Origin of the sequence: Pseudomonas frederiksbergensis (genome assembly GCF_003732705.1) — a bacterium.
GTDB classification, from domain to species: Bacteria; Pseudomonadota; Gammaproteobacteria; order Pseudomonadales; family Pseudomonadaceae; genus Aquipseudomonas; species Aquipseudomonas frederiksbergensis_F.
The window spans coordinates 131,874-154,495 of sequence record NZ_MOBR01000017.1; the positions used below are offsets into that span (position 1 = coordinate 131,874).

Annotated in this window: 19 protein-coding genes; 17 read left to right on the forward strand and 2 right to left on the reverse strand. The window is 49.7% G+C overall.

Translation table 11 applies throughout. The annotated features are described in order from the left end of the window. Positions 1–135: 135 nt before the first annotated feature. The 15 genes from ihfB (at position 136) to BK667_RS19070 (ending at position 17,983) form a co-directional block, all read left to right on the forward strand. Complete coding sequence (gene ihfB / locus BK667_RS18990; protein WP_123598544.1) at positions 136–438, forward strand: integration host factor subunit beta; 303 nt, start codon at positions 136–138, stop codon at positions 436–438. A gap of 420 nt (positions 439–858) precedes the next feature. Beyond that, entirely contained in the window at positions 859–1,917 is a 1,059-nt protein-coding gene (locus BK667_RS19000) for an LPS O-antigen chain length determinant protein WzzB (protein WP_123598546.1), read from the forward strand. Positions 1,918–2,244: 327 nt separating this feature from the next. Beyond that, positions 2,245–3,138, forward strand: coding sequence for a glucose-1-phosphate thymidylyltransferase RfbA (gene rfbA / locus BK667_RS19010; protein ID WP_123598548.1), 894 nt, complete (start codon positions 2,245–2,247; stop codon positions 3,136–3,138). Between the two features lie 256 nt (positions 3,139–3,394). After that, positions 3,395–4,537, forward strand: coding sequence for a dTDP-4-amino-4,6-dideoxygalactose transaminase (rffA, locus tag BK667_RS19015; protein WP_123598549.1), 1,143 nt, complete (start codon positions 3,395–3,397; stop codon positions 4,535–4,537). A gap of 49 nt (positions 4,538–4,586) precedes the next feature. Continuing rightward, a complete protein-coding gene (locus BK667_RS19020) occupies positions 4,587–5,810 on the forward strand; it encodes an O-antigen translocase (RefSeq protein ID WP_185058244.1) in 1,224 nt (407 codons plus the stop codon). Further along, positions 5,810–6,931 carry an EpsG family protein gene (locus BK667_RS19025; RefSeq protein ID WP_123598551.1) on the forward strand — a complete coding sequence of 374 codons (1,122 nt, stop codon included), beginning with the start codon at positions 5,810–5,812 and terminating at the stop codon, positions 6,929–6,931. The genes BK667_RS19020 and BK667_RS19025 overlap by 1 nt, the downstream gene beginning before the upstream one ends. A 12-nt stretch (positions 6,932–6,943) precedes the next feature. Continuing rightward, positions 6,944–8,155, forward strand: coding sequence for a glycosyltransferase family 4 protein (locus tag BK667_RS19030; protein ID WP_123598552.1), 1,212 nt, complete (start codon positions 6,944–6,946; stop codon positions 8,153–8,155). A gap of 951 nt (positions 8,156–9,106) precedes the next feature. Further along, the gene (locus BK667_RS19035; RefSeq protein WP_123598553.1) at positions 9,107–10,351 is read left to right on the forward strand and encodes a glycosyltransferase family 4 protein; all 1,245 of its coding nucleotides are present in this window, start codon (positions 9,107–9,109) and stop codon (positions 10,349–10,351) included. Next, positions 10,348–11,205 (forward strand): dTDP-4-dehydrorhamnose reductase family protein, encoded by an 858-nt coding sequence (locus BK667_RS19040; RefSeq protein WP_123598554.1) that lies wholly within the window; start codon positions 10,348–10,350, stop codon positions 11,203–11,205. The genes BK667_RS19035 and BK667_RS19040 overlap by 4 nt, the downstream gene beginning before the upstream one ends. Positions 11,206–11,238: 33 nt before the next feature. After that, the gene (locus tag BK667_RS19045) at positions 11,239–12,249 is read left to right on the forward strand and encodes a polysaccharide biosynthesis protein (protein ID WP_123598555.1); all 1,011 of its coding nucleotides are present in this window, start codon (positions 11,239–11,241) and stop codon (positions 12,247–12,249) included. Further along, the gene (gene wecB, locus BK667_RS19050; RefSeq protein WP_123598556.1) at positions 12,242–13,369 is read left to right on the forward strand and encodes a non-hydrolyzing UDP-N-acetylglucosamine 2-epimerase; all 1,128 of its coding nucleotides are present in this window, start codon (positions 12,242–12,244) and stop codon (positions 13,367–13,369) included. The genes BK667_RS19045 and wecB overlap by 8 nt, the downstream gene beginning before the upstream one ends. A 19-nt stretch (positions 13,370–13,388) precedes the next feature. Next, entirely contained in the window at positions 13,389–14,351 is a 963-nt protein-coding gene (locus BK667_RS19055) for a UDP-glucose 4-epimerase family protein (RefSeq protein ID WP_123598640.1), read from the forward strand. A gap of 64 nt (positions 14,352–14,415) precedes the next feature. Continuing rightward, on the forward strand, positions 14,416–15,441 hold the full coding sequence (locus tag BK667_RS19060) for an MraY family glycosyltransferase (RefSeq protein ID WP_123598557.1): 1,026 nt from the start codon (positions 14,416–14,418) through the stop codon (positions 15,439–15,441). 102 nt (positions 15,442–15,543) lie between these two features. Next, the gene (locus tag BK667_RS19065) at positions 15,544–17,538 is read left to right on the forward strand and encodes a polysaccharide biosynthesis protein (protein ID WP_123598558.1); all 1,995 of its coding nucleotides are present in this window, start codon (positions 15,544–15,546) and stop codon (positions 17,536–17,538) included. A 112-nt stretch (positions 17,539–17,650) separates the two neighbouring features. Next, complete coding sequence (locus BK667_RS19070; protein ID WP_123598559.1) at positions 17,651–17,983, forward strand: ComEA family DNA-binding protein; 333 nt, start codon at positions 17,651–17,653, stop codon at positions 17,981–17,983. Positions 17,984–18,119: 136 nt separating this feature from the next. Here BK667_RS19070 and BK667_RS19075 read toward each other — a convergent pair whose 3' ends face one another. Next, on the reverse strand, positions 18,120–19,397 hold the full coding sequence (locus BK667_RS19075; RefSeq protein ID WP_123598560.1) for a Wzz/FepE/Etk N-terminal domain-containing protein: 1,278 nt from the start codon (positions 19,395–19,397) through the stop codon (positions 18,120–18,122). Positions 19,398–19,891: 494 nt separating this feature from the next. Here BK667_RS19075 and BK667_RS19080 point away from each other — a divergent pair, with 494 nt between their 5' ends. Next, entirely contained in the window at positions 19,892–20,686 is a 795-nt protein-coding gene (locus BK667_RS19080; protein WP_123598561.1) for an SDR family NAD(P)-dependent oxidoreductase, read from the forward strand. A 32-nt stretch (positions 20,687–20,718) separates the two neighbouring features. After that, positions 20,719–21,993, forward strand: coding sequence for a beta-ketoacyl-ACP synthase II (gene fabF, locus BK667_RS19085; RefSeq protein ID WP_123510181.1), 1,275 nt, complete (start codon positions 20,719–20,721; stop codon positions 21,991–21,993). On the opposite strand, the gene BK667_RS19090 is transcribed toward fabF, so the two are convergent. Continuing rightward, positions 21,990–22,547 carry a TetR/AcrR family transcriptional regulator gene (locus BK667_RS19090; protein WP_123510183.1) on the reverse strand — a complete coding sequence of 186 codons (558 nt, stop codon included), beginning with the start codon at positions 22,545–22,547 and terminating at the stop codon, positions 21,990–21,992. The genes fabF and BK667_RS19090 overlap by 4 nt on opposite strands. Positions 22,548–22,622: the final 75 nt, after the last annotated feature.

Consider the following 22,622-nt stretch of genomic DNA (forward strand, 5'->3'; position numbering starts at 1 on the left):
TGGTGTTTCGGTGTCCTGGAAATGGGCATCTCGGTACTGGTAACGATATGTCAAACCCTGGGCTGTTCAAATTCCTCCGGGCATGCTAAAACCTTTGAAGCGCTGATCTAGCTGCTTGAAAAAGAAGGGAAAAATATGACGAAGTCGGAGTTGATCGAACGAATTGTCACCCATCAAGGGCTGCTCTCATCCAAGGATGTGGAGCTGGCCATCAAGACTATGCTTGAACAAATGTCCCAATGCCTGGCCACAGGGGATCGTATCGAGATCCGCGGGTTTGGCAGCTTCTCCCTGCACTACCGCGCGCCGCGCGTAGGGCGTAATCCGAAAACCGGTCAGTCGGTTAGCCTCGATGGCAAGTTTGTTCCGCATTTCAAGCCGGGGAAAGAGCTGAGGGATCGGGTGAACGAAGATGAGGATATGGAGTTGCAATCGTGATCTGCGGATGGGTTCTTTTCGATGCGTAATATGAAGCGCATAATTTTCGCTGTGAGTGCGCTGCTAATCGTCTTTGTGACAGTCGTGTTCATGCTTGAGAATAAGCAAGCTGTCTCACTGGTGTTCTTTGGTTGGGCTTTACCGGAGCTACCGGTCGCCGCGTCTCTTATAATGGCGTTGTTGGTTGGAATGATGATCGGTCCTTTCTTGGCTTTCATTTTTGTGCGGAAGAAAAAAAATCCATCTAGAATTAGCTGATTGAGAACTTTGAGTCTCCGAGGTATTGAGTGTGGTAAGGCTGGACGCCGGCGCTGTCAAGTTATCAGCGACTAGTGCAATGTTCATTCAAGTTGCCGCAAGGAGTCATCAATTGTCCGAGAAGCGCAACTCTAAAAATGCACAATAAAAAGGCTGGCCAGAATGACGAATGACCCATCGACCGTACGCGGATCGGAAGAGATAGATTTATTCGAATTGGTGAAATTCCTTTGGGATCAAAAGGTAATGATACTCAGTCTTGCACTGATCGTTGTGATGGGTGCGGCAACCTACGCATTTCTGAGTAAGCCGGTATACGAAGCGCGTGTGTTTCTGCAGCCTCCAACTTTGAATGGCATCGCTGATTTCAACTATGGTCGGACCAAGGAGGCTGAACTCGTACCTTATTCAATTAAAGACGTGTACGAAGTCTTTACTCGTAACCTACAAAGTGAGTCGTTACGTCGTACATTTTTTTTAGACGTTTATTTACCCTCATTGCCTGAGTCTGACCGAAATGGTTCACAGGATGCTTTGTATGAAAAGTATTTGAAGACGCTTACGATCGGGTTGCCCAGTAAAGAGCAGCCAGATCGATATTCTGTAGCAGTTCAAGACGAAGATCCTGCTCGAGCAACAGAATGGGTAAGAACTTTTTCGACAAGAGCGGGTGCTGCTGCCGAGAAGGAAATGATCACAAACGTTACTCGCGAAGCGGGGGTCCGGGCGCGGAATATTGGCCAGCAAATCAGCATTTTGCGCGAAACCGAGAGTAAGGTGCGTAGCGATTCGATCAGTCGTTTAGGAGAGGCGTTGAGGATTGCTCAATCCATTGGTCTTGAAGATCCGCCAATCATTGCCGGCAACGTCGCCGCTGAAGTGTCGGCAACTATGGATGGACAGTTGACGTACATGCGAGGTAGCAAGGCGTTGAGTGCAGAGATAAAAAATCTGCTGGAAAGGAAAAGTGACGATCCGTTCATAGAAAACCTTCGGGCCTTGCAAATCAGAAAAAGCTTTTTTGAGGATCTTCAAATAGATCCGGCCAGTGTGTCTGTTTTTCGACAAGACGGAACTATTGACGTACCTGATCAGCCAATCAAGCCAAAAAAGGCGATGATCATCGGATTAGGCATCATCGGCGGTGCAGCCTTAGGCGTGTTGATCGGCTTGTTTCGATATGTGTGGCATCGTAGGCTGCTGCTTGCTCGAGCTGTTTAGAGGGTATGTAGCCGCATTCCCCCATGTTACACAGCGGGCCAGTCAGCGGCTGCTCCGCTTTCCACCTCTCCGCAGATCGTGCTAGCAACTAGTTACGAGAGGTGAGATTCGACAGGATTCCGTTGTTGGCTTGGCATCTAGGCCGCTTCCAGGTGAGAGAAAATGCTTCTGGTTCCACCCTCTGGCACCCACCAATGTCGGCATGAGTGTATTAATGGCTGTTGTGCGTAACCGATTAATATGGATTGAATGTACAATCGTATGGCTCGTCCTCGGTGGGCGCGGCTATGAACTGGAACGCGCCTGAAAAAGGCGAACAGGAGTGGAATGAAAGGCATAATTTTAGCGGGTGGCTCTGGGACGCGGTTGTACCCTATTACAAAAGGTGTCTCCAAGCAGCTTCTTCCTATCTACGATAAGCCGATGATATTTTATCCGCTGTCAGTATTGATGTTGGCAGGCATTCGCGAAATCCTCATCATCACCACTTCCGACGACCTTGCGGCTTTCCGGCGCCTGCTGGGCGATGGCTCGCAGTTAGGTATATCGCTCGAATACGCTGTTCAGGCTAATCCAGATGGGTTGGCTCAAGCATTTATCATTGGTGAGAAATTTATTGGCCAGGATCGGGTTTGTCTCGTTTTGGGTGATAACATTTTTTACGGGCAAGGATTCACGCCAATGTTGCACGCTGCCAGGGGGCGTCAGGAAGGGGCGACTGTTTTCGGCTATCAAGTTAAAGATCCAGAACGCTTTGGCGTTGTGGAATTCAATACAGATTTGAAAGTTCTATCTATCGAAGAGAAACCAACCCAGCCCAAGTCGAATTTTGCGGTGACTGGGCTTTATTTTTATGATAATGACGTCGTCGAAATTGCTAAGGGTGTCAAGCCATCTTCGCGTGGCGAACTGGAAATTACGAGTATCAACCAAGCGTATATGGAGCGAGGTGACTTGCACGTACAAATGCTAGGAAGAGGATTCGCTTGGCTTGACACAGGCACCCATGAAAGCTTACTTGAAGCGGCACATTTTGTTGAAACGATAGAGAAGCGACAGGGCTATAAAATAGCTTGTCTAGAGGAAATCTCCTTTAAAAATGGTTGGCTGACTGTGGAACAATTATCTGTCATTGGTACTGAGCTTAGTAAAAATAGTTACGGCCAATACTTGCTTAGTATTGCAAAGGAAAATCAGATGATTACAGTGGCGAAACGTTGACCATTTTTTTCGTTCCGAAAAACTAAAGAACGAAACAGGACCGCTGTCAGACTACGCAAGCATGTCATCGCCGGGGAGACAGAGTGATTTCCTAGGATGTTGAGATTGTATTCGGTTGGGTGATCGGCTCAATGGCATTGCTGACTCGATCAACCGAGGCGTGGAGATTAAATGCAAGTGCGCCAGCGAAGCTTACTCAAGCAACGCCAGAAGGACTTGCTGGAACTCGAAGTTGAATTCTTAAACGAGCAGAAAAATGATTCCATTTAATAAGCCTCCTTACACCGGCAATGAAGATCAGTACGTTCTCCGCGCGATGCGCAGCAGCAAAATGTCGGGCGATGGCGAGTTCACTGCGTTGTGTCATAAGTGGTTTGAGAAATCCTTGGGTTGTGTCAAGGCGTTGCTCACCCCTTCGTGCACCCAAGCACTAGAGATGGCGGCAATTCTGATTGATATTCAGCCTGGTGATGAAGTCATCATGCCGAGCTATACGTTTGTCAGTACCGCAAACGCGTTCGTACTCCGTGGAGCCAAGATCGTTTTTGTCGATATTCGCCCAGACACAATGAACATTGACGAAACGCTTATTGAGCAAGCTATTACGCCTCGGACCAAAGCGATTGTTCCTGTGCATTATGCTGGCGTCGCCTGTGAGATGGATACGATCATGGATATCGCCGAGCGCAATAGCCTGTTTGTTATCGAAGACGCTGCTCAGGGTATGATGTCCACATATAAAGGGCGACAACTTGGCTCCATCGGCCACATGGCCGCTTTTAGCTTCCATGAAACAAAAAACTTTACCAGTGGCGGTGAAGGAGGCCTGCTGATAATAAATGACGAGCGCTTCGTTACTCGTGCCGAAATTATCAGGGAGAAGGGAACTAATCGGAGCCTATTCTTCCGCGGAATGATCGATAAATATACTTGGGTTGACGTGGGAAGTAGCTATCTTCCTGGAGAACTCCAAGCTGCTTATCTTTACGGTCAGTTAGAGAAAGCTGAGTATATCAATTCAGCGCGCCTAAGTGTCTGGGGTAAGTACCACGAGCATTTCAAAAGTTTGGAAGAGGGTGGGGTTGTCGATCTTCCGATTATACCTGATGGCTGCGTAGCGAACGCCCATATGTTTTACATCAAGCTCAAGGATATTAATGTTCGTTCGGCGGTATTAAATGAGCTTAGAGAGGCCGGCATTGGTGCTGTATTCCATTATATCCCATTGCATTCGGCTCCTGCAGGTAAAAAACTTGGCGTGTTTGTAGGTCAGGATAAATACACGACTATTGAAAGTGAACGACTTATTCGTTTGCCTCTTTGGCTAGGTATGAGTGACGATGAAATAAATCTGGTTAAAAATACCGTGACGTCTGCGATTATGTCCTGTGATGCGTAATGCATCCAGCGACTCGGTACAATACCGGAAAGCTTTGTCTAGTGCCGTATTGACTACGTTCGCTCAGGCTTCAAAGATTCTCGTCGGCTTCTCGATCCTCAAACTGATAGCCCTATATCTGGGGCCGGAAGGATTAGGGAAGCTCGGCCATTTTATGAGTCTGACTTCTATACTTGCCCTCCTTGCCGGGGGGGGCATCAGTCATGGAGTTATAAAGTATTCTGCTGAATATAAGAATAGTAACTTCAGTCTGTATAAGTTGTTAAGTACTTCTTCAGTATTCGCATTTGTTTTTTCTGTTGTAATTGCTCTAATGTTTCTGGCTTTCTCTCGTCCTCTATCATTATTGATATTTGCGGACGAGCAGCTGTCGTGGGTCATATCGTTGTTGTCGGTTTTTCAGGTGATGCTTGCATTTAACATGCTATTTTCATCTGTGGCCAACGGGTTGGGGGATGTAAAGTCATTTGCATTTTCTCAGATAATAGGCAACATAATTGCGCTGCCTGTTGCTTGGTTTTTTATATATGGCTTTGGCGTTCCGGGTGCCGCTTTGGCGGTTGTTGCAATTTTGGCGATGGCATCGTTTCCGAGTATATATATATATTTAAGATCCTCATTGCGTTTCAGATTCCGATTAAAAAAAGTTGACTCTGTTCTACTTAAAAAACTAAGTTGGTTCAGTCTGATGTTGTGTGTCAGTGCTGTGGCGTTTCCCGTGGTTGAGATGTATATACGACAAAATCTAATTGATAGCGCGGGCTACAATCAGGCTGGTATCTGGCAGGGCGCTATCAGGCTATCTAGCGCGTATCTGGGCTTTTTTAGTGTTTTTCTTGCGTCCTACTTTATGCCAATGGTTTCGGGGATTGATAACAAAAAAGATATTGAACATCTTACCTACAAATTCATTGCTTTGGTGATGGCCGTATTTGCTGTTGGAGGGGCTTCGCTTTATTTTGGTCGAAGTTTCTTTATTCCATTATTGCTTTCTCGAGAGTTTGAAGAGCTTAATGGATTTATTTTGTTCCAGTTGGTGGGGGACCTCTTCAAAACAGCTAACTATGTTATCGGCTTTGTCGCTGTTGCTCGTGCAGCGACCCGAGTTTATATTCTCTCGGAAATTGTTCAGGCTAGTCTATTCGTCTCGCTGAGTATGATTGTGGGGCATTTCATCGCTGGCGCTGAGGGTGTCACAGTTGCTTATATGATTACATATGTCATATATTTTTCTATTAGCCTTGCTGTATTCAGATTTTGGGCGCGTAACTAATGTCCTTTAATTTTGTTTGGCCTATCTATGCTGTCTTTGGTTTCCTGATTATTTCAGGATGCATGGAGACACTAATAAAGCAGGGTTGGGTAAAGCAACTAGCGATTTTCTTCTCCGCTATGGTGTTGGTGCTCTTAGCTGCTTCGCGAAGTTTAGGAGTGGGTAGCGATGATGGCGCGTATGCGGAAATATTTTCTAATGTTCCCCCGTTCTTCGATTGCGATCAGTTTTTGTGTGGTTATCGCTATGCGGACTATAATATAGAACTCGGGTTCTTCATATTGTTGTCTATGTTGCGAAGCTTCAGTAGTGAATACTACGTGCTTTTCGGTGTGGTCGCTTTGATAGCCGTTACTATGAATGTGAGGGCTATCAAGTATTTCTCCTCCAGCGCCGGTGCGGCAATCATCGTATATTTCAGTCATTTCTATCTCAACAAAGAATTGAATGCCATTCGTCTTGGTCTGGCGTCGGCGCTTCTCTTTTGGGGGGCGACGTATATCCCTCGAAAAAAAACATGGACTGTATTGTTCTGGGTTATATGCGCCTCATTTGTGCATGTGTCATCAGTATTGTTTTTGCTACCTTTCGTTGTCTATCGGCTTCGACCAGGACGTGCGCTCTACGCGGTAGTTGCAATTCTTCTTCTCGCTTTCACGGCAACATTCGATATCCAGACTTTTTTCTCATATTTGACTAACTTCGGGTTTGTAGGCGAAAAGCTTAGTTTGTATATTAACGCGGATATCTATAATTATCCTCTTCCACTTCTGAGCGCTGTTAACTTAAAGAATCTGCTTTTTGTGGGCTTGGCGCTAATCTTCTGGAAGAGAATATCGGCTAGGTACGAATACTTTGAGTTGGCATTCTGCTTCTTCTTTTGTGCAGCATTCGTGCGAATAGCGCTGGGTGATTTTGCAATTGTCGCGGGCAGAAGTTATGCTGCAATTTCAATGTTTGAGTACGTGTTAGTACCCTATATCGTTTTTGCCATTTGCGGGCGGTGGTTGGGGTTCCTGCTGATAGTCGTGTACTCGGGGCTAATTTTGTATTTGAATTTAACCGATAACGCAGGTTGGACTGGTGCGGCTCTAAGTTTTTTTAATTTTAATAGTTTATAAGTTGAGAGTGAATTGAAGAATATACTTTTTGTGATGGGCGGGTTGTCAATGGGTGGCGTAGAAACTTATGTAGTTCGCCTGGCCTCTGAATTAAAAAAACAGGGGCATACCATTACTGTTATTCTGCTTTCGAATAAATATGACGATCTACTCTTTGATAGGCTATCGGCTGTAGCCGCCATTCACGTGATTGAATATTTTCCATTTTTAGGCGCGTCAAGTTGGCTTAACACATTGGTGCCCTCGAAGGCGGTCTGCCATACACATTTTGATGTGGTGCACGTTGTTGACCTGTTGACGTTATCGTTTATGTATTTTCAGCGTAAGAAGTATTCTTTCACTACGTTGACTATTGGTATTTATCATTCACGAGAAATTGCTTGGTGGCGTGATCGCGATGTGTATTTCCGGCAGAAAATGCTTGAGTTATATGATAGAAATATCAAGCTCACACTGTTTCCTAATGAAAGTACTGCGGAATTAGCGGCAACGTTCAAGTCGTTGCCAAGCAATGAGGTCAAACTCTTACCATTGGGCATATCTCTTGGTAGTTACAGGGCCACATACCCAAAAAAATCGTCACTCAAGTTATTGTCTGTCGGCAGGCTTGTGGATTTTAAAATTTACAATCGCCACGTTATTTCCATTTTGGCAAATTTGCGCAAGATGGGTGATTTTCAGTATTTTATATACGGCGAAGGGCCAGAAAAAAAATCGCTTGAGGATTACTCCATCGAGTGTGGTGTCTCACAATTCGTCCATTTTATGGGCGAGGTTGAATATTCGGCGCTTCCAGAAGTTCTGAATGAGGCATTTTGTTTTATCGGCTCGGGCACAACTCTTATTGAGGCTTCAGCAGCTGGAGTTCCATCAATTGTTGGCATAGAGTCTATTTCTACACCTGATACCTGCGGATTTTTTTCGGAGATTGAGGGTTATTCTTATAATGAAGCCTCAGCGACTACTCGTCGTGTACCCATTGCCGATTGTATTGAATTGCTATTTAAATGTGTTGAGTCGAGATATCAGGTTATATCTGATGAACATCGCAATAAAGCTTCTCAGTTCAATATCGAAGAAACGACTGGTCAGTTTGTTAGTTTAGCGACGGATCATCCGGATTTCGATGTCCGGTTTAGTAGGTGTCGTGCAATTCTGTCTTTCTTGTGGTCTGTTTGCACATTAGGGTCGAAGGCCCTTAAGTCTCGATTTGATAATGTTTAGTTGAATATCATTGCATATAGGGTGGGTAGTTATTATTTATGAATTGTCGCGGAACGTCTTGTTTCGCGGCTTTTCTGTGTCTTCGTCAAAATTCTTGTTAGTTTGTGCCCCAACGGTCGAAAGGACGAAGGATCGGAGGCCTCCGCTTTTCTGCGCCAGAATTTCTTGTGGGGTGACCCAGTTGCAACCGCTGGCAACTAGTATCAAGCGACGTGGATAGACGACCCTACCGGGTAGGATGGGTTTGCTGACATTGAGCATGTCGTGTGGGAGGCCATAGGCAGCGCCGATGCCTTGCCAATTGAAGCGCCCGGGTGCTGATGTGAGCCGTTAGGCTAAGTAAAGATGTCGACTACGTTCGGACTCAAGGCCGTTTGAAAATGATGATGGCTCCCTGTGTGACATTAGGTATAATTTCGGATTTGCGCAGCTACGACGCTCGTTCAAGGCGCCTGGATGTGAAATGATTTTTCGATCGGCTCAACAAAATGTGACGAAGGGAATTGGCTGTTGATTCGTTTTTTGCGCAAGAGTATCTCCGAAACTGCCTTGGTGAACGTGGTCTCCAGTTACGGGCGACGTGCATTCGCATTATTTATACAGTGTGGATGCACCGCTAGCGGCGTACGTGGTGCCGTTTCAATAGCGGCCGTTCGCTGTAATCGTGACATTCGTCCAGTTTATATATCTGCTAGTGATGACTATTATTTTGCAAGATTCGAGCCCTTCGTTTTTTTTATAAGATTTTTACAGTTTTTAGAGGTTTTTTTTCGAGCTCTAGTGCGAGGTTGCTACTGGTTGCACTTGATTAAAATGTACTCGCTCATCCCGTTCGGTTTGAAATCAATGATCACAACTTCTGGGTTCGAAAAACAAATCATTTTCGTTGCGGATCTCCGTCAGAGCGTTCCTTATCAACCTATGTTGCGCCCCCAAGAAGGTGTTTAATACATGAATGTTCTCGTGGTTTCGCAATATTTTTGGCCGGAATCTTTTATCATTAATGATTTGGTCAAGAATTTGGTTGCCCAAGGGCATGTTGTAAAGGTACTGACTGGCAAGCCAAATTATCCAGATGGTGTAGTTTACGACGGTTATAGTGCTTCCGGATATCAGGAGGAGCAGTATGGGGCTTCCGTTCGCATTTTCCGTGCTCCTCTTAGACCTCGTGGTTCGTCGGGTGCAAAAAATCTGTTGTTAAATTATCTTTCTTTTATTGTGAATGGCCTGAAGTTCTACCCCGGTGCGGTCAAAGGTGAGCATTTTGACGCTATTTTTGTGTTTGCAGTTTCTCCCATTACATCGGTCATCCCTGCGATATACCTGAAGTGGAAGCTTAAGAGCCATCTTGCAGTGTGGGTTCAGGATCTTTGGCCAGAGAGTTTGAGCGCGACCGGATTCATTAAAAATAAATATGCGCTGCGTGTAGTAGGGTGGTTGGTAAAGGGTATCTATAAATTTTCCGATACCTTACTTATCCAATCAAGGGCATTTCATGATCCGGTGGCGCGTTATGCGAACCCTGAGAAGGTTGTGTATTACCCAAACTCTTATCAGGATGTACCTGCCAGTACTGGAGCACCTCAAATACCTGCGCCCTTACTTGCAGAACTTGATAATAATTTCTGTTTGGTGTTTGCCGGAAATCTGGGCACAGCGCAGTCGGTCGAAACCCTTGTAGAAGTCGCAGACAGGCTCCGTCATTTATCCGGGCTCAAAATCATGCTGGTCGGTAGTGGGAGTATGTCAAGTTGGATCGAAAGTCAGAAGCAATCCCGAGGGTTGGACAACCTCCTCCTCGCCGGACGGTTTCCCGCTAGCGAAATGCAGCATTTTTTCAGCCGTGCGGCAGGATTGTTGGTGACGTTGAAGCAGGATGAGGCGTTCTCCTATACCATCCCCAGCAAAGTCCAGGCTTACCTGGCCGCCGGAAGGCCGATCGTCGCTGCGCTAGATGGAGAGGGCGCTCGTGTCATTAACGAGGCCAAGGCCGGTCTGACGTGCCCCGCGCAAGATGCCGAAGGTATGGCGAGCAAAATTGAACAACTTTTTCATATGACTTCTGATGAACGGGAGTCGTTAGGGCAGTCAGGGCGAACGTACTACCTCGAGAATTTCGAAATGGAGCGCCAAAGCCGGCGTCTGATCGAAATTCTCAGTACCAGGATCAATGAATTGAAAGGCAGGTCAAAATGAAAGTTCTTGTGTTAGGGGCCACCGGAATGCTGGGTAGCACGGTGTTCAGGCAATTCCAGGGAAACCCGCACTACGAGGTGTGGGGCACTTTGCGCAACCCTCGTGGCGCAAAACACTTTTCTGAAGACACTCGCTATTCGTTGATCGGTAACGTTGACGTACTTGATCACGATTCGCTGGTTTCGGTGCTGGCACGGGTCAAGCCTGATGTTGTCATCAACTGCATCGGCTTGATTAAGCAACTGGCGGACGCCAAGGACCCGCTTTCAGCGCTTCCAATCAATGCAATGCTGCCGCATCGCTTGGCGAAATTATGCGCGTTGTCCGGTGCTCGCTTGATTCACATCAGCACGGATTGCGTGTTTTCTGGCCGCAAAGGTTTGTACACCGAAGAAGATGTCTCGGATGCGGAGGATCTCTATGGCAAGTCGAAATATATCGGTGAGCTTGACGATGAGCCAAATGCGGTCACTCTTCGGACCTCTATTATCGGACACGAATTGGGAAGCCATTTTTCTCTGGTCGACTGGTTTCTTTCCCAGAGTGGGCCTGTTAAAGGTTACGAGAAAGCAATTTTTTCGGGGCTTCCTACTGTGGAGCTGGCTCGCGTCATTCGCGATTTTGTGATACCGAATCCTGAGCTTAAAGGGCTTTATCACGTTTCCGTGGCACCCATCGACAAGCTGTCGTTACTGAAGCTGGTAGCAGAAGTTTACGAAAAGAAAATTGATATCATTGCTGATAGCCAGGTCACCATAGATCGGTCGTTGGACTCATCTAAATTTCAATCTGCAACCGGTTACGTTCCACCCTCGTGGTTGGAATTGGTCAAATCGATGCGCGCGCTGCGTTGATCATTAAATTCAATCAATTTTGGGAAGGTTACTATGTTCGATAATAAAGTTTTGATGATCACGGGCGGTACGGGTTCGTTTGGCCATACGGTGTTGAAGCGTTTTCTTGATACTGATGTCAAAGAAATTCGCGTCTTCAGCCGTGATGAGAAAAAGCAGGAAGACATGCGTATTGCCCTGTCGAACGACAAGGTGAAGTTCTATATCGGTGACGTGCGCGATCGCGATAGCCTGACCCAGGCGATGGTTGGCGTGGATTATATTTTCCACGCGGCTGCATTGAAGCAGGTGCCGTCCTGCGAGTTTTACCCGATGGAAGCGGTACGCACGAACGTCATGGGCACCGAAAACGTTCTAAATGCGGCCATCGCTTCGGGTGTGAAGCGCGTTGTCGTACTGAGTACAGACAAGGCAGTTTATCCGATCAATGCCATGGGTATTTCCAAAGCCATGGCGGAGAAATTGATGGTTGCCAAATCACGGATGATTCCAGCAACCGGTCCTGTGATCTGTGCCACTCGTTACGGCAACGTAATGGCATCGCGCGGTTCAGTGATCCCGTTGTTCATCAATCAACTGCAGAATGGCGAGCCGCTGACGGTCACTGACCCGAATATGACACGTTTCCTCATGTCGCTCGAAGACTCCGTTGACTTGGTACTGCACGCGTTCGAGCATGCCGAGCAAGGCGATATCTTCGTACAGAAAGCGCCTGCCTCAACCGTTGCAGATCTGGCGCAGGCACTCAAGGAATTGTTCTCTTGCGATAACGCGGTCAAGGTCATTGGTACCCGCCACGGTGAAAAACTCTACGAGTCGCTGATCTCCCGCGAAGAAATGGCCAAGGCCGAAGACATGGGGCGTTACTATCGTATCCCGTCGGATAATCGCGACCTGAATTACAAGAAGTTCTTTGTTGAAGGCGAGCAAGAGATTTCCGATCTGGACGATTACACCTCGCACAATACCGAACGTCTGGACGTTGAAGGCGTGAAAAAAGTTCTTTTGAATCTGGAATACATTCAGGAGAAGCTTGATGCTTAAGGTGATGACACTGGTCGGTACGCGACCAGAACTTATCAAGATGAGCCGCGTCATTGCTGAACTTGATAAACAAGTGAATCACGTGCTGGTTCATTCGGGTCAAAACTACGACTTCGAATTGAATCAGGTTTTTTTCGATGAGCTCGAAATCCGTAAGCCGGATTACTTTCTCGGTGCTGCTGGCGATACCGCGGCCAAAACCATCGCCGAAGTGATTTCAAAGGCGGATGAAGTATTTGAAGCCGAAAAGCCTGATGCATTGCTCCTGTACGGTGATACCAACACCTGCCTGGCGATCATTGCCGCCAAGCGCCGCAAGATTCCGGTATTCCACATGGAAGCCGGTAATCGCTGCTTTGACCAGCGTGTTCCCGAGGAATTGAATCGCAAGGTGCTCGATCACCTGAGTGATATCAATATGGTGCTGACCGAACACGCCAGACGTTACTTGATCGCCGAAGGCATTCGTCCTGAAACCATCATCAAGACCGGTTCGCACATGGAGGAGGTGCTCGACTATTACATGCCGAAAATCCTCTCGTCCGACGTGCTGGTTCGCGAAGGGCTGGAGCAGGACAAATTCTTTATCGTCAGCGCTCATCGTGAGGAAAACGTCGATACGCCGGACAACCTTCGGGATTTGCTCAAAACACTGCGGGCCCTGGCCGACAAGTATCAGTTTCCGATCATCGTTTCTACGCATCCACGTACTCGCAAGCGTCTCGAAGCGATTGGCGAATCGCTGGATCATCCGCTGATTCGTTTCTCGAAACCGTTCGGTTTGCTTGACTACATCAAGTTGCAGATGTCGGCTTTCTGCGTATTGTCCGACAGCGGTACTATCACTGAAGAAGCCTCTCTTCTGAACCTGCCCGCCATTACTATACGTAATGCGCACGAGCGTCCAGAAGGGATGGATGAAGGGACGCTCATCATGAGCGGCCTGAAAGTGGACGGTGTGCTGGATGCCGTGCGGGTTGTGACGAGTCAGCATGATCGTACTCAGCGCGTCATTCCGGTCGTACGGGATTATCAGGCGGGTCCAGTATCGAAGCAGGTAGTCCGGGTTGTATTGAGTTATACCGACTATATCAATCGTACTGTCTGGTCGAAATCCTGAGCGGAGTCGAGGTTTGAAAATGCGTGTTTTATTGACAGGCGCCACCGGGTTTGTTGGTCGTGCCGTGCTGGGTCGGTTAGCGGCCTCTGACGATCTCGAACCGGTGGCGGCCATCCGAGGGCACGCCTTGCCTGAGTCTGCACCGCGCGTTACAACCGTTAAAGTCGCCGGACTCAGCGCTGATACCGACTGGTCGCAAGCGTTGAGTCAGACGGAAGTAGTCATTCATAGCGCAGCTCGCGTCCACGTTATGAATGACACCGAGGCCGATCCGCTGGAGGCGTTCCGCAAGGTGAATGTCGAGGGCACACTGAGTCTAGCTAGACAAGCCGCCGCCCTGGGCGTTCGTCGTTTCATATTCATCAGTTCGATCAAGGTGAATGGCGAAGGCACACCGCTCAATGTGCCTTATGTTGCCGACGCGGTGCCTGCGCCGGCCGATCCATATGGCATTTCGAAAATGGAAGCCGAGCAAGGTTTGCGTGACATCGCTGGCGAATCCGGGATGGAAGTGGTGATCATCCGCCCCGTGCTCGTTTACGGTCCGGGCGTAAGAGCCAACTTTCTGAACATGATGCGCTGGCTAGACAAGGGTATACCACTGCCGTTCGGGGCTATCCATAATCGGCGAAGCCTGGTTGCGCTGGATAACCTGGCTGATCTGATCGTGACCTGCATGCGTCATCCGGCAGCGGCGAATCAGACCTTTCTCGTCAGTGACGGGGAAGATTTGTCCACGACGCAATTGTTGACACGGATGGGTCAAGCACTGGGTAAACCAGCCCGTTTGTTGCCTGTGCCGAGTATATTGCTCGAGCGAGGCGCACAGCTTTTAGGCAAGCGGGCTTTGTCGCAGCGACTGTGCGGTTCGTTGCAAGTCGATATAAGCAAAACTCGAGAGTTGTTGGGCTGGAACCCTCCGGTCGGCGTTGATGAAGCGCTTGTATCGGCTGCCAACTATTACAAGGATAGGCAGCGTTAAGCTGGCTAATAACAGCGCTGGTTCAATTGCAGAATTGATTTTGGCTGTTTCAGGAACTTGACCTTTGAACACAATATGGTTGTTAGCTGTAGTGGTTGGTATTTCATTGTTGGCCACCGGTGCCTTGCGCAAATATGCCTTGGCACGCAGCTTAATAGATGTTCCCAATGCACGCAGTTCTCATTCGGTCCCGACTCCTCGGGGTGGTGGTGTCGCCATCGTCTTGAGCTTTCTGTTCGCGCTGCCGGTTCTAGCCTGGACAGACGCCATCGTTTGGCCGATGGCTTTGGCGCTGCTCGGCGCTGGCGGTTGGATCGCCATCATCGGTTTTCTTGACGACCATGGGCATATCGCTGCTCGCTGGCGTTTGCTTGCGCATTTCAGCGGTGCCTTCTGGGCATTGTTCTGGATAGGGGGAATGGCCCCGATTAATGTGTTTGGATACACGTTCAATCTGGGGTGGTTTGGTTTTGTCATCGGGGCTTTCTATCTGGTGTGGATGCTGAATCTCTACAATTTCATGGATGGTATTGATGGTCTGGCGAGTATCGAAGCGATTTGCGTATGTGTCGGTGCCAGCTTCGTCTATTGGATTAGCGGCCACGCCAGCCTGGCCGTTGCACCGCTTGTACTGACAATGGCGGTATTAGGCTTCCTTGTCTGGAATTTCCCACCTGCGAAGATCTTCATGGGCGATGCCGGTAGTGGTTTTCTGGGAATCGTGTTGGCCGTACTGTCGCTTCATGCCGCTTGGACTGATCCGGTATTTCTGTGGGCGTGGCTCATTTTGTTGGGCGTCTTTATTGTGGATGCCACCTTTACCCTTATTCGGCGCCTGTTGCGCGGGGACAAAGTCTATGAAGCTCATCGCAGTCACGGATATCAGTACGCTTCACGGAAATTCCGTAGCCATCGCGCTGTCACAGTAGCAATAGCCGCCATCAATATGTTGTGGTTGGTGCCGGTTGGTATATTGGTGGTCATGCAATATCTCAATGGCGTTGTGGGATTGCTGTTGGCTTATGTGCCGCTGGTGTTGCTGGCCTTTAAGTTTCACGCAGGCGAGTTGGAAATCGCGGACAATGCCTGATGGCTGCTTGGCTATTGAGTAGTGCTTCATCCGCAAGTGAGATGCCGAAAGCTGCAATTGCTTTATCAATGCTAGGAGCTTCGAGAGGTGTTTAGAGGGGTTATGGATAAGATTCGGGCAAAGTTGTTAAGTCTTCCAAGACGACATAAGCGTATTCTGCAGGTGCTGACTGATATTTCGTTGGTCTGGTTTGCCTTGTGGATGGCATTTGTTGTGCGTCTCGGGATAGACGAGATGGTCAACCCATTCACTCAGCACCTCTGGCTATTTGTCAGCGCGCCTGTCGTGGCAATTCCTCTATTCATCCGCTTTGGCATGTACCGTGCTGTCATGCGTTATTTCGGGAATGATGCGCTCATTGCCATTATCAAGGCCGTCACCTTATCGTCACTGATACTGGGCGTGGTGGTGTATTGGTACAGCAATCATCAAAACGTCGTTCCTCGCTCGATCATTTTCAACTACTGGTGGTTGAGCCTGATCATGATCGGCGGATTGCGTTTGGCCATGCGTCAGTATTTTTTGGGTGACTGGTTCAGTGCTGCTCAACACGTCCCGTTTACCAACAGGGATGATGGTTTACCAAGGGTCGCTATTTATGGCGCGGGTGCCGCCGGTAACCAACTTGTTGCCGCACTGCGGATGGGGCGAGTCATGCGCCCCGTTGCCTTTATCGATGATGATAGCGGAATTGCCGACAGGGTCATTTCCGGATTGCAGGTGTACAAGCCTAAACATATCCAGCAAATGATCGACAACACTGGCGCTCAGGAGATCCTCCTTGCGATCCCTTCTTCCAACCGTGCTCGCCGTCGTGAGATTCTTGGTTTTCTCGAAGGTTTCCCTCTGCATGTTCGAAGCGTTCCGGGTTTCATGGACCTGGCCAGTGGTCGAGTGAAAGTCGACGATATCCAGGAAGTGGATATCGCAGATTTGCTCGGACGGGATGCAGTACCAGCCCAAGCTGATTTACTTGAACACTGTATCAAGGGGCAGTCTGTACTGGTCACCGGCGCTGGCGGATCCATCGGGTCTGAACTATGTCGTCAGATTCTCGCGTTGCGCCCAACCACTCTTCTGTTGTTCGAGCACAGTGAGTTCAATCTCTACAGCATTCTGTCTGAGTTGGAACAGCGAATCGCTCGGGAGTCATTGTCGATTAGACTGTTGCCGATCCTGGGATCTGTGCGTAACCAGAGCAAGTTGCTGGACGTCATGAAGTCCTGGCGCGTGGACACGGTGTATCATGCAGCCGCTTATAAGCACGTTCCCATGGTCGAACATAACATCGCTGAAGGCGTGCTCAATAATGTCATCGGCACGCTGAATACCGCCCAGGCAGCACTTCAGGCAGGCGTCGCCAACTTTGTTTTGATCTCGACCGACAAGGCTGTGCGTCCGACCAATGTCATGGGCAGCACCAAGCGTCTTGCCGAATTGACGTTGCAGGCGCTCAGTCTGGAGCTTGCGCCGGTACTATTCGGAGACACAACCAACGTTTCTCGGGTGAATAAGACCCGCTTCACGATGGTGCGTTTCGGTAATGTCCTGGGTTCATCCGGTTCGGTCATTCCCTTGTTTCACAAGCAGATCAAGTCAGGCGGCCCGTTGACCGTCACGCATCCCAAGATCACCCGTTATTTTATGACCATTCCTGAAGCCGCGCAGTTGGTCATTCAGGCTGGGTCCATGGGGCAGGGCGGTGATGTTTTCGTCCTGGATATGGGGGAACCGGTGAAGATTGTCGAGCTTGCCGAGAAGATGATTCATTTATCCGGCTTTAGTGTCCGTTCGGAAAAAAATCTGCACGGCGACATTGCTATCGAGTTCACGGGACTGCGCCCCGGTGAAAAGCTTTACGAGGAATTGTTGATCGGCGACAACGTAGCAGCGACTCAACATCCAATGATCATGAGCGCAAACGAAGATCACCTGTCATGGGATGTGCTTAAAGCCAAGCTGACAGAATTGCTCGCTGCGGTTGATCGCGACGACTACACGCGCGTGCGTCAATTACTACGCGATACTGTTAGCGGCTACACCCCAGACGGGGAAATTGTAGACTGGATCTACCAGCAACGCCGTCTCGAGCCCTGATTGTTTCATATTTGGTAACGAACACATTTTTGACGGCTCCTTTAAATCGCCTAAGGTTGAAGAGCAGCTTCGGAAAAGCTGCTTTCTCAATCGATATTATGGAGCTTCACTCATGCGTATCAGCTATTTTTACTCCCTCGTCTTTGCTCTTCTCACCAGTGCTTCTATTGCGGCTGTCGCCGCGCCAGCAACCAAACCAGAGACGGCCACAGCCCCTCTTGTAGTGGAAGCCGCAAAAGACCGAACTGAAAAAGTAGATCTGAATAATGCAGATGCACTTACGTTGCAGCGCGAACTGGCTGGCGTCGGCGAGGCAAAGGCAAAGGCGATTGTTGCTTATCGTGAAAGCAATGGGGCCTTCTCATCAATAGACGAATTGCTTGAAGTGAAGGGAATCGGTAAGGCCATTCTGGAGAGAAATCGCGACAAGATTGAAGTGAACTAAGCGAGTGATTAATGACAAAGGCCGATCAATCGATCGGCCTTTGTTTGTTGATTTAAGCGCCTTGACCAGAATTAATCTTGGTATAGCAGCACTTTTTAATTAACGCGGGGTTGAAGAATCGACACTGCGCTACCAATCAGCGATGAGATGTGCGAAGCGAAAGTACGGCGATTCTTAAGATGGCAACACCCAAGCCCAGTATGAAACCAAATACCAGGCCAAGACCTACAATGAGTGCTTTCTTCGGTTTTACCGCGGATTTAGGTTCTGTCGCGACCTTATCTATCTGCACCAGATCAAATTGGTCGAAATTAACATTCATTTGTTTCAAGTGCGTTAACTCACCGCTGATATCTGCAAAGTCCTTGAGGAACAGTTCAGGATGATCACGTTCCTTGAGAAGCACTGCCTCGCGATTGGTCGTCAGCAGGCTGAGTTCTTTTTGTATTTCATCAATGCGTGGCTCGGTAAAGTCATCGGAGCGGCGAGTTTCCAAGTTGGCCCGCTCAGCCTGCAATGCTGACTGGCCCAAGAAATACAGTGGGATTTGCTGATTGTTCACTTCTGTTCGGATCATGCTGCCTTGATGCGATTGATCCCCATCGCCCAACGCTGAGGGTGTGGTCGGTTTAACGATGTCCAGTTTCTTGGCAATGACAATCGCCTCATCAAGCTCTTTGATACGGTTCTGTCGGCGGCTTTGCAATTGTTGACGCAGGGCTTTCAATTCGTCTTGAAGTATTTGCTTTTTCAGTTGGTCTTTTTCAAGCAGGCTGGCAATTTTAGAGTCTTTCTCTGCTTCGTACGCCGATTTTTTTGACTCAAGTTTTTTTTCCACTTGTATGATGCGGTTAGCCAGTAATGTATTAAAGCTTGAAGAAATCTTTTCTTTCTCGGTTTTTAAGACGAAGTTGGTAAAATCCCTTGCGATACCGACTCCATCTATACCTTGTGGGTATCTAAGCTCGAGACCAATCGACTCGGAAAGGTTCGTACTTTTCTTGGGGTCGAGTTTGGTCAGCGAAAAAGCTTTTTCGTTGAATTTTTCGAACACAGCTTCAATAGGTTGTCCAGGTGCCTTTAAGGGCTCAAGGTACTGCGGATTGGCTTTAAAAAACTTTAGTCGGACATCATAAGATTGCATTGATGAACCGATGAGTGTCAGCGCATCTTCTGGCAGTATTTTGAATAGACCTGATTCATTCAGCTCATCCAGATCAGCCTTTGCAACTGGACGAATAGAAGTTTCAACTTCATATTCCGGTTTGGTCAGCACCGTATAGGCAACGGCGGTTGTGACACTCAGCGCAGTAAACAATAAAATAATAGCCCTTTGATCCCAAAGGCTATTAAGGAGTTCTTTAACTTGGATTATTTCGTGCCGGGAGTTATCTATGATTACTGGACTGTTCATCGCGCGCTCAGAAGATCTTCGACAGAATGTTCCAAAAATTTCCTGGAATTACCGTCATATATGATGGAGGAAATTAACATCAGGTAACAGATTTGAGATTTTCCAACATTTGTATACAAACAGCAAGAGTTTGAAACAGTCGTAAATACCGGTTTAGAGTCGCGAGACTGTCCGTGGACAGAGGCTGGAGGCAAAAGGCGGGAGGCAGACGCTGAATTCCACGGACGGAAAGGACTTCGACCTCGTAGCAAAATTTTTACCCATGCCCGTAAGATTATACTCAATGCTCATTCCTTGAGAGATTCCGGCGATTTTGCCATCAAGCAAAGGTCTATCTTTTTCATGGTAGTGGCTACAGCAAGGCACTCAGCTATTTCTCTGGTGTGAAAAATTATGTGTATCATATGGCTTTGAAATTATGTCTATAATATAACCTCGTTCGCCGATGCAGTCTCGCGTGCGGTGTCTATTAAGTGACCCTCAGGAGCATTGCCATGAATACCATTGAGTCCCAAGGTACAGCCCTCGTCACCGGCGCTTCTTCCGGCATCGGCGCCATCTACGCCGAACGATTGGCAGCCCGTGGTTTTGATTTGTTGTTGGTGGCTCGCGACGAGCAACGGCTGGAGGCAGCAGCGAGTAAGTTGCGCGCCGAGCACGGTGTTCAGGTGGAAGTGCTCAAGGCCGACCTGACGCAAAAGGACGAAGTATTGAAACTTGAGCAGCGTCTGCGCAGCGATTCAAGTATCAGCCTGCTGCTCAACAACGCCGGCGTCGCGGCCGATGGTTTGCTGGCTAACGCCGACACGGAGCAATTGGAGCGCTTGATTCAACTCAACGTCACCACCGTCACGCGGTTGGCTTCGGCAGCCGCCGCCAGTTTTGCCAAGGCCGGTCGCGGGACGATCATCAATATCGCTTCGGTCGTCGCTTTGTTCCCTGAGCGGTTCAACGCGACGTATAGCGCCAGCAAGGCGTATGTTCTCAGTCTGACCCAATCTTTGAATGCTGAATTGAATGGTACCGGGGTCAAGGTTCAAGCGGTGTTGCCAGGGGTGACGCGCACCGAAATCTGGGAGCGTTCCGGTATCGATGCCAGTGGTATCCCGGCGGAAATGATTATGGAGGCAGGGGAAATGGTCGACGCGGCGCTGTCCGGTCTGGCCCAGGGTGAATTGATCACCATTCCTTCGTTGCCCGACGCTGCCGATTGGGATGCCTTTGTTGCGGCGCGCTTGGTGTTGGCTCCGAATCTTTCCAAAAGTAAGGCCGCCACGCGTTACCAGTGAGGCGCCATAAATCGGTTTGAGGTGAATGCGGTATGAGTGATCGTCGAGTGGTTGTAACGGGTATGGGCATCGTGTCGCCGCTGGGCACTGGCGTCGAGGCGGTTTGGGCGCGTCTGTTGGCCGGGCGCTCTGGACTGCGGGCGTTGCCGGATGAGGTGGTACTGGATTTGCCGGCCAAGGTCGGTGGTGCGGTGCCGAGTGTGGCTGAAGATGCGCAAGCAGGCTTCGACCCGGACCGGGCCATCCCGCCCAAAGAACAGAAAAAGATGGATCGCTTCATCATGTTTGCCATAGAGGCTGCACGCCAAGCGCTGGAGCAGGCTGGCTGGCAAGCACTGGACGCCAATGCCCAGGAACGGACGGCAACCATCATCGGTTCCGGTGTGGGTGGTTTCGGCGCGATAGCCGATGCAGTGCGCACCACGGACACTCGGGGTCCGCGACGGTTGTCACCGTTCACCATTCCGTCGTTCCTGGTCAATCTCGCGGCCGGCCACGTGTCGATCCTGCATGGTTTCAAAGGCCCCTTGGGGGCGCCGGTCACTGCGTGTGCGGCGGGCGTTCAGGCGATCGGTGATGCGGCGCGGCTGATTCGTTGTGGCGAAGCCGATATTGCCGTGTGCGGCGGGGCGGAGGCGTCAATCGATCGTGTCAGCCTGGCTGGATTTGCCGCCGCCCGCGCCTTGTCCAGCGGTTTCAATGAGACCCCGGAACGTGCGTCACGGCCGTTCGACAGTGATCGCGATGGCTTCGTGATGGGCGAGGGCTCCGGCCTGTTGGTGATCGAATCCCTTGAGCATGCGTTGGCCCGTGGTGCCCAGCCCATCGCGGAACTGGTCGGCTACGGCACCAGCGCCGATGCCTATCACCTGACCGCCGGGCCCGAGGATGGCAGCGGTGCGCGACGGGCGATGGCGCTGGCGTTGGCGCAGGCGGGGATTTCGCCGGCTCAGGTCCAGCACCTTAACGCCCACGCCACCTCGACACCGGTTGGGGATCTGGGGGAATTGGCGGCGATCAAGTCCTTGTTCGGGACGGACAACAAGATTGCAGTAACGTCGACCAAGTCTGCCACGGGGCATCTGCTCGGGGCTGCCGGCGGTATCGAGGCGATCTTCACGCTGTTGGCCATCCGCGATCAGATCGTGCCTGCGACCCTTAATTTCGAAAATCCGGATCCGGCTGCCCAAGGCGTGGACATCGTCCATGGCGAGGCGCGATCGATGCCGATCGAATACGCGCTGTCCAACGGCTTCGGCTTCGGCGGGGTCAATGCCAGCGTGCTGTTCAAGCGTTGGCAGGGTTAGTCGTCGGACTGCTTGAGATGATCGCGAGTGACGTCGAGAATCCGCTGGGCCAGCTCAGCGTTCTCGACACTGCGGGATAATAGAAGCGCCCCGATCAGCGTCGACATGATGACGATGCTGCGTTCGGCGGCGTTTTCGCCTTCAAGGGTAGCTTGCACTTGCTCGAGTCGCGCATTGAGCACTGCATCGGTGGTGGCGCTCGGTTGCCCGCGCAACCCGAGTTCCGACGACATGGTCGGCAGCGGACAACCCTCTTGGGGTGAGGTCTGGTGCCATTCGGACAAATAACTGTCGATAAACGCCTCCAGCGGATGCTCGGAAGCAAACAACTGGGCGCACAACCCATCGAGCTCTTCGCGTGCGGCCACCAAGGCCTTTTCTACCAGTTCGTCCTTGGACTTGAAGTGTGAATAAAAGCCGCCGTGGGTCAGCCCCAGCGCTTTCATTAATGGTTGCAAGCCGGTCGCACCGATTCCGTCGCGGCGGAAACGTGCTGACGCTTCCTTGATGATGCGTTGGTGGGTCTGGGCTTTATGGTCCTGCGAGTAACGCATCTCTAATCTCCGCGACAATGCGCCATCTTAACCAATGAATGTTGGATGGTGACTGTACTTCTACTCCTAAAAAGC

Bases quoted from the DNA above. Each gene is read 5' to 3' on its own strand.
- ihfB (WP_123598544.1), top strand. From the start codon at position 136: ATGACGAAGTCGGAGTTGATCGAACGAATTGTCACCCATCAAGGGCTG.
- BK667_RS19000 (WP_123598546.1), top strand. From the start codon at position 859: ATGACGAATGACCCATCGACCGTACGCGGATCGGAAGAGATAGATTTA.
- rfbA (WP_123598548.1), top strand. From the start codon at position 2,245: ATGAAAGGCATAATTTTAGCGGGTGGCTCTGGGACGCGGTTGTACCCT.
- rffA (WP_123598549.1), top strand. From the start codon at position 3,395: ATGATTCCATTTAATAAGCCTCCTTACACCGGCAATGAAGATCAGTAC.
- BK667_RS19025 (WP_123598551.1), top strand. From the start codon at position 5,810: ATGTCCTTTAATTTTGTTTGGCCTATCTATGCTGTCTTTGGTTTCCTG.
- BK667_RS19035 (WP_123598553.1), top strand. From the start codon at position 9,107: ATGAATGTTCTCGTGGTTTCGCAATATTTTTGGCCGGAATCTTTTATC.
- BK667_RS19040 (WP_123598554.1), top strand. From the start codon at position 10,348: ATGAAAGTTCTTGTGTTAGGGGCCACCGGAATGCTGGGTAGCACGGTG.
- BK667_RS19045 (WP_123598555.1), top strand. From the start codon at position 11,239: ATGTTCGATAATAAAGTTTTGATGATCACGGGCGGTACGGGTTCGTTT.
- wecB (WP_123598556.1), top strand. From the start codon at position 12,242: ATGCTTAAGGTGATGACACTGGTCGGTACGCGACCAGAACTTATCAAG.
- BK667_RS19055 (WP_123598640.1), top strand. From the start codon at position 13,389: ATGCGTGTTTTATTGACAGGCGCCACCGGGTTTGTTGGTCGTGCCGTG.
- BK667_RS19065 (WP_123598558.1), top strand. From the start codon at position 15,544: ATGGATAAGATTCGGGCAAAGTTGTTAAGTCTTCCAAGACGACATAAG.
- BK667_RS19070 (WP_123598559.1), top strand. From the start codon at position 17,651: ATGCGTATCAGCTATTTTTACTCCCTCGTCTTTGCTCTTCTCACCAGT.
- BK667_RS19075 (WP_123598560.1), bottom strand. From the start codon at position 19,397: ATGAACAGTCCAGTAATCATAGATAACTCCCGGCACGAAATAATCCAA.
- BK667_RS19080 (WP_123598561.1), top strand. From the start codon at position 19,892: ATGAATACCATTGAGTCCCAAGGTACAGCCCTCGTCACCGGCGCTTCT.
- fabF (WP_123510181.1), top strand. From the start codon at position 20,719: ATGAGTGATCGTCGAGTGGTTGTAACGGGTATGGGCATCGTGTCGCCG.
- BK667_RS19090 (WP_123510183.1), bottom strand. From the start codon at position 22,547: ATGCGTTACTCGCAGGACCATAAAGCCCAGACCCACCAACGCATCATC.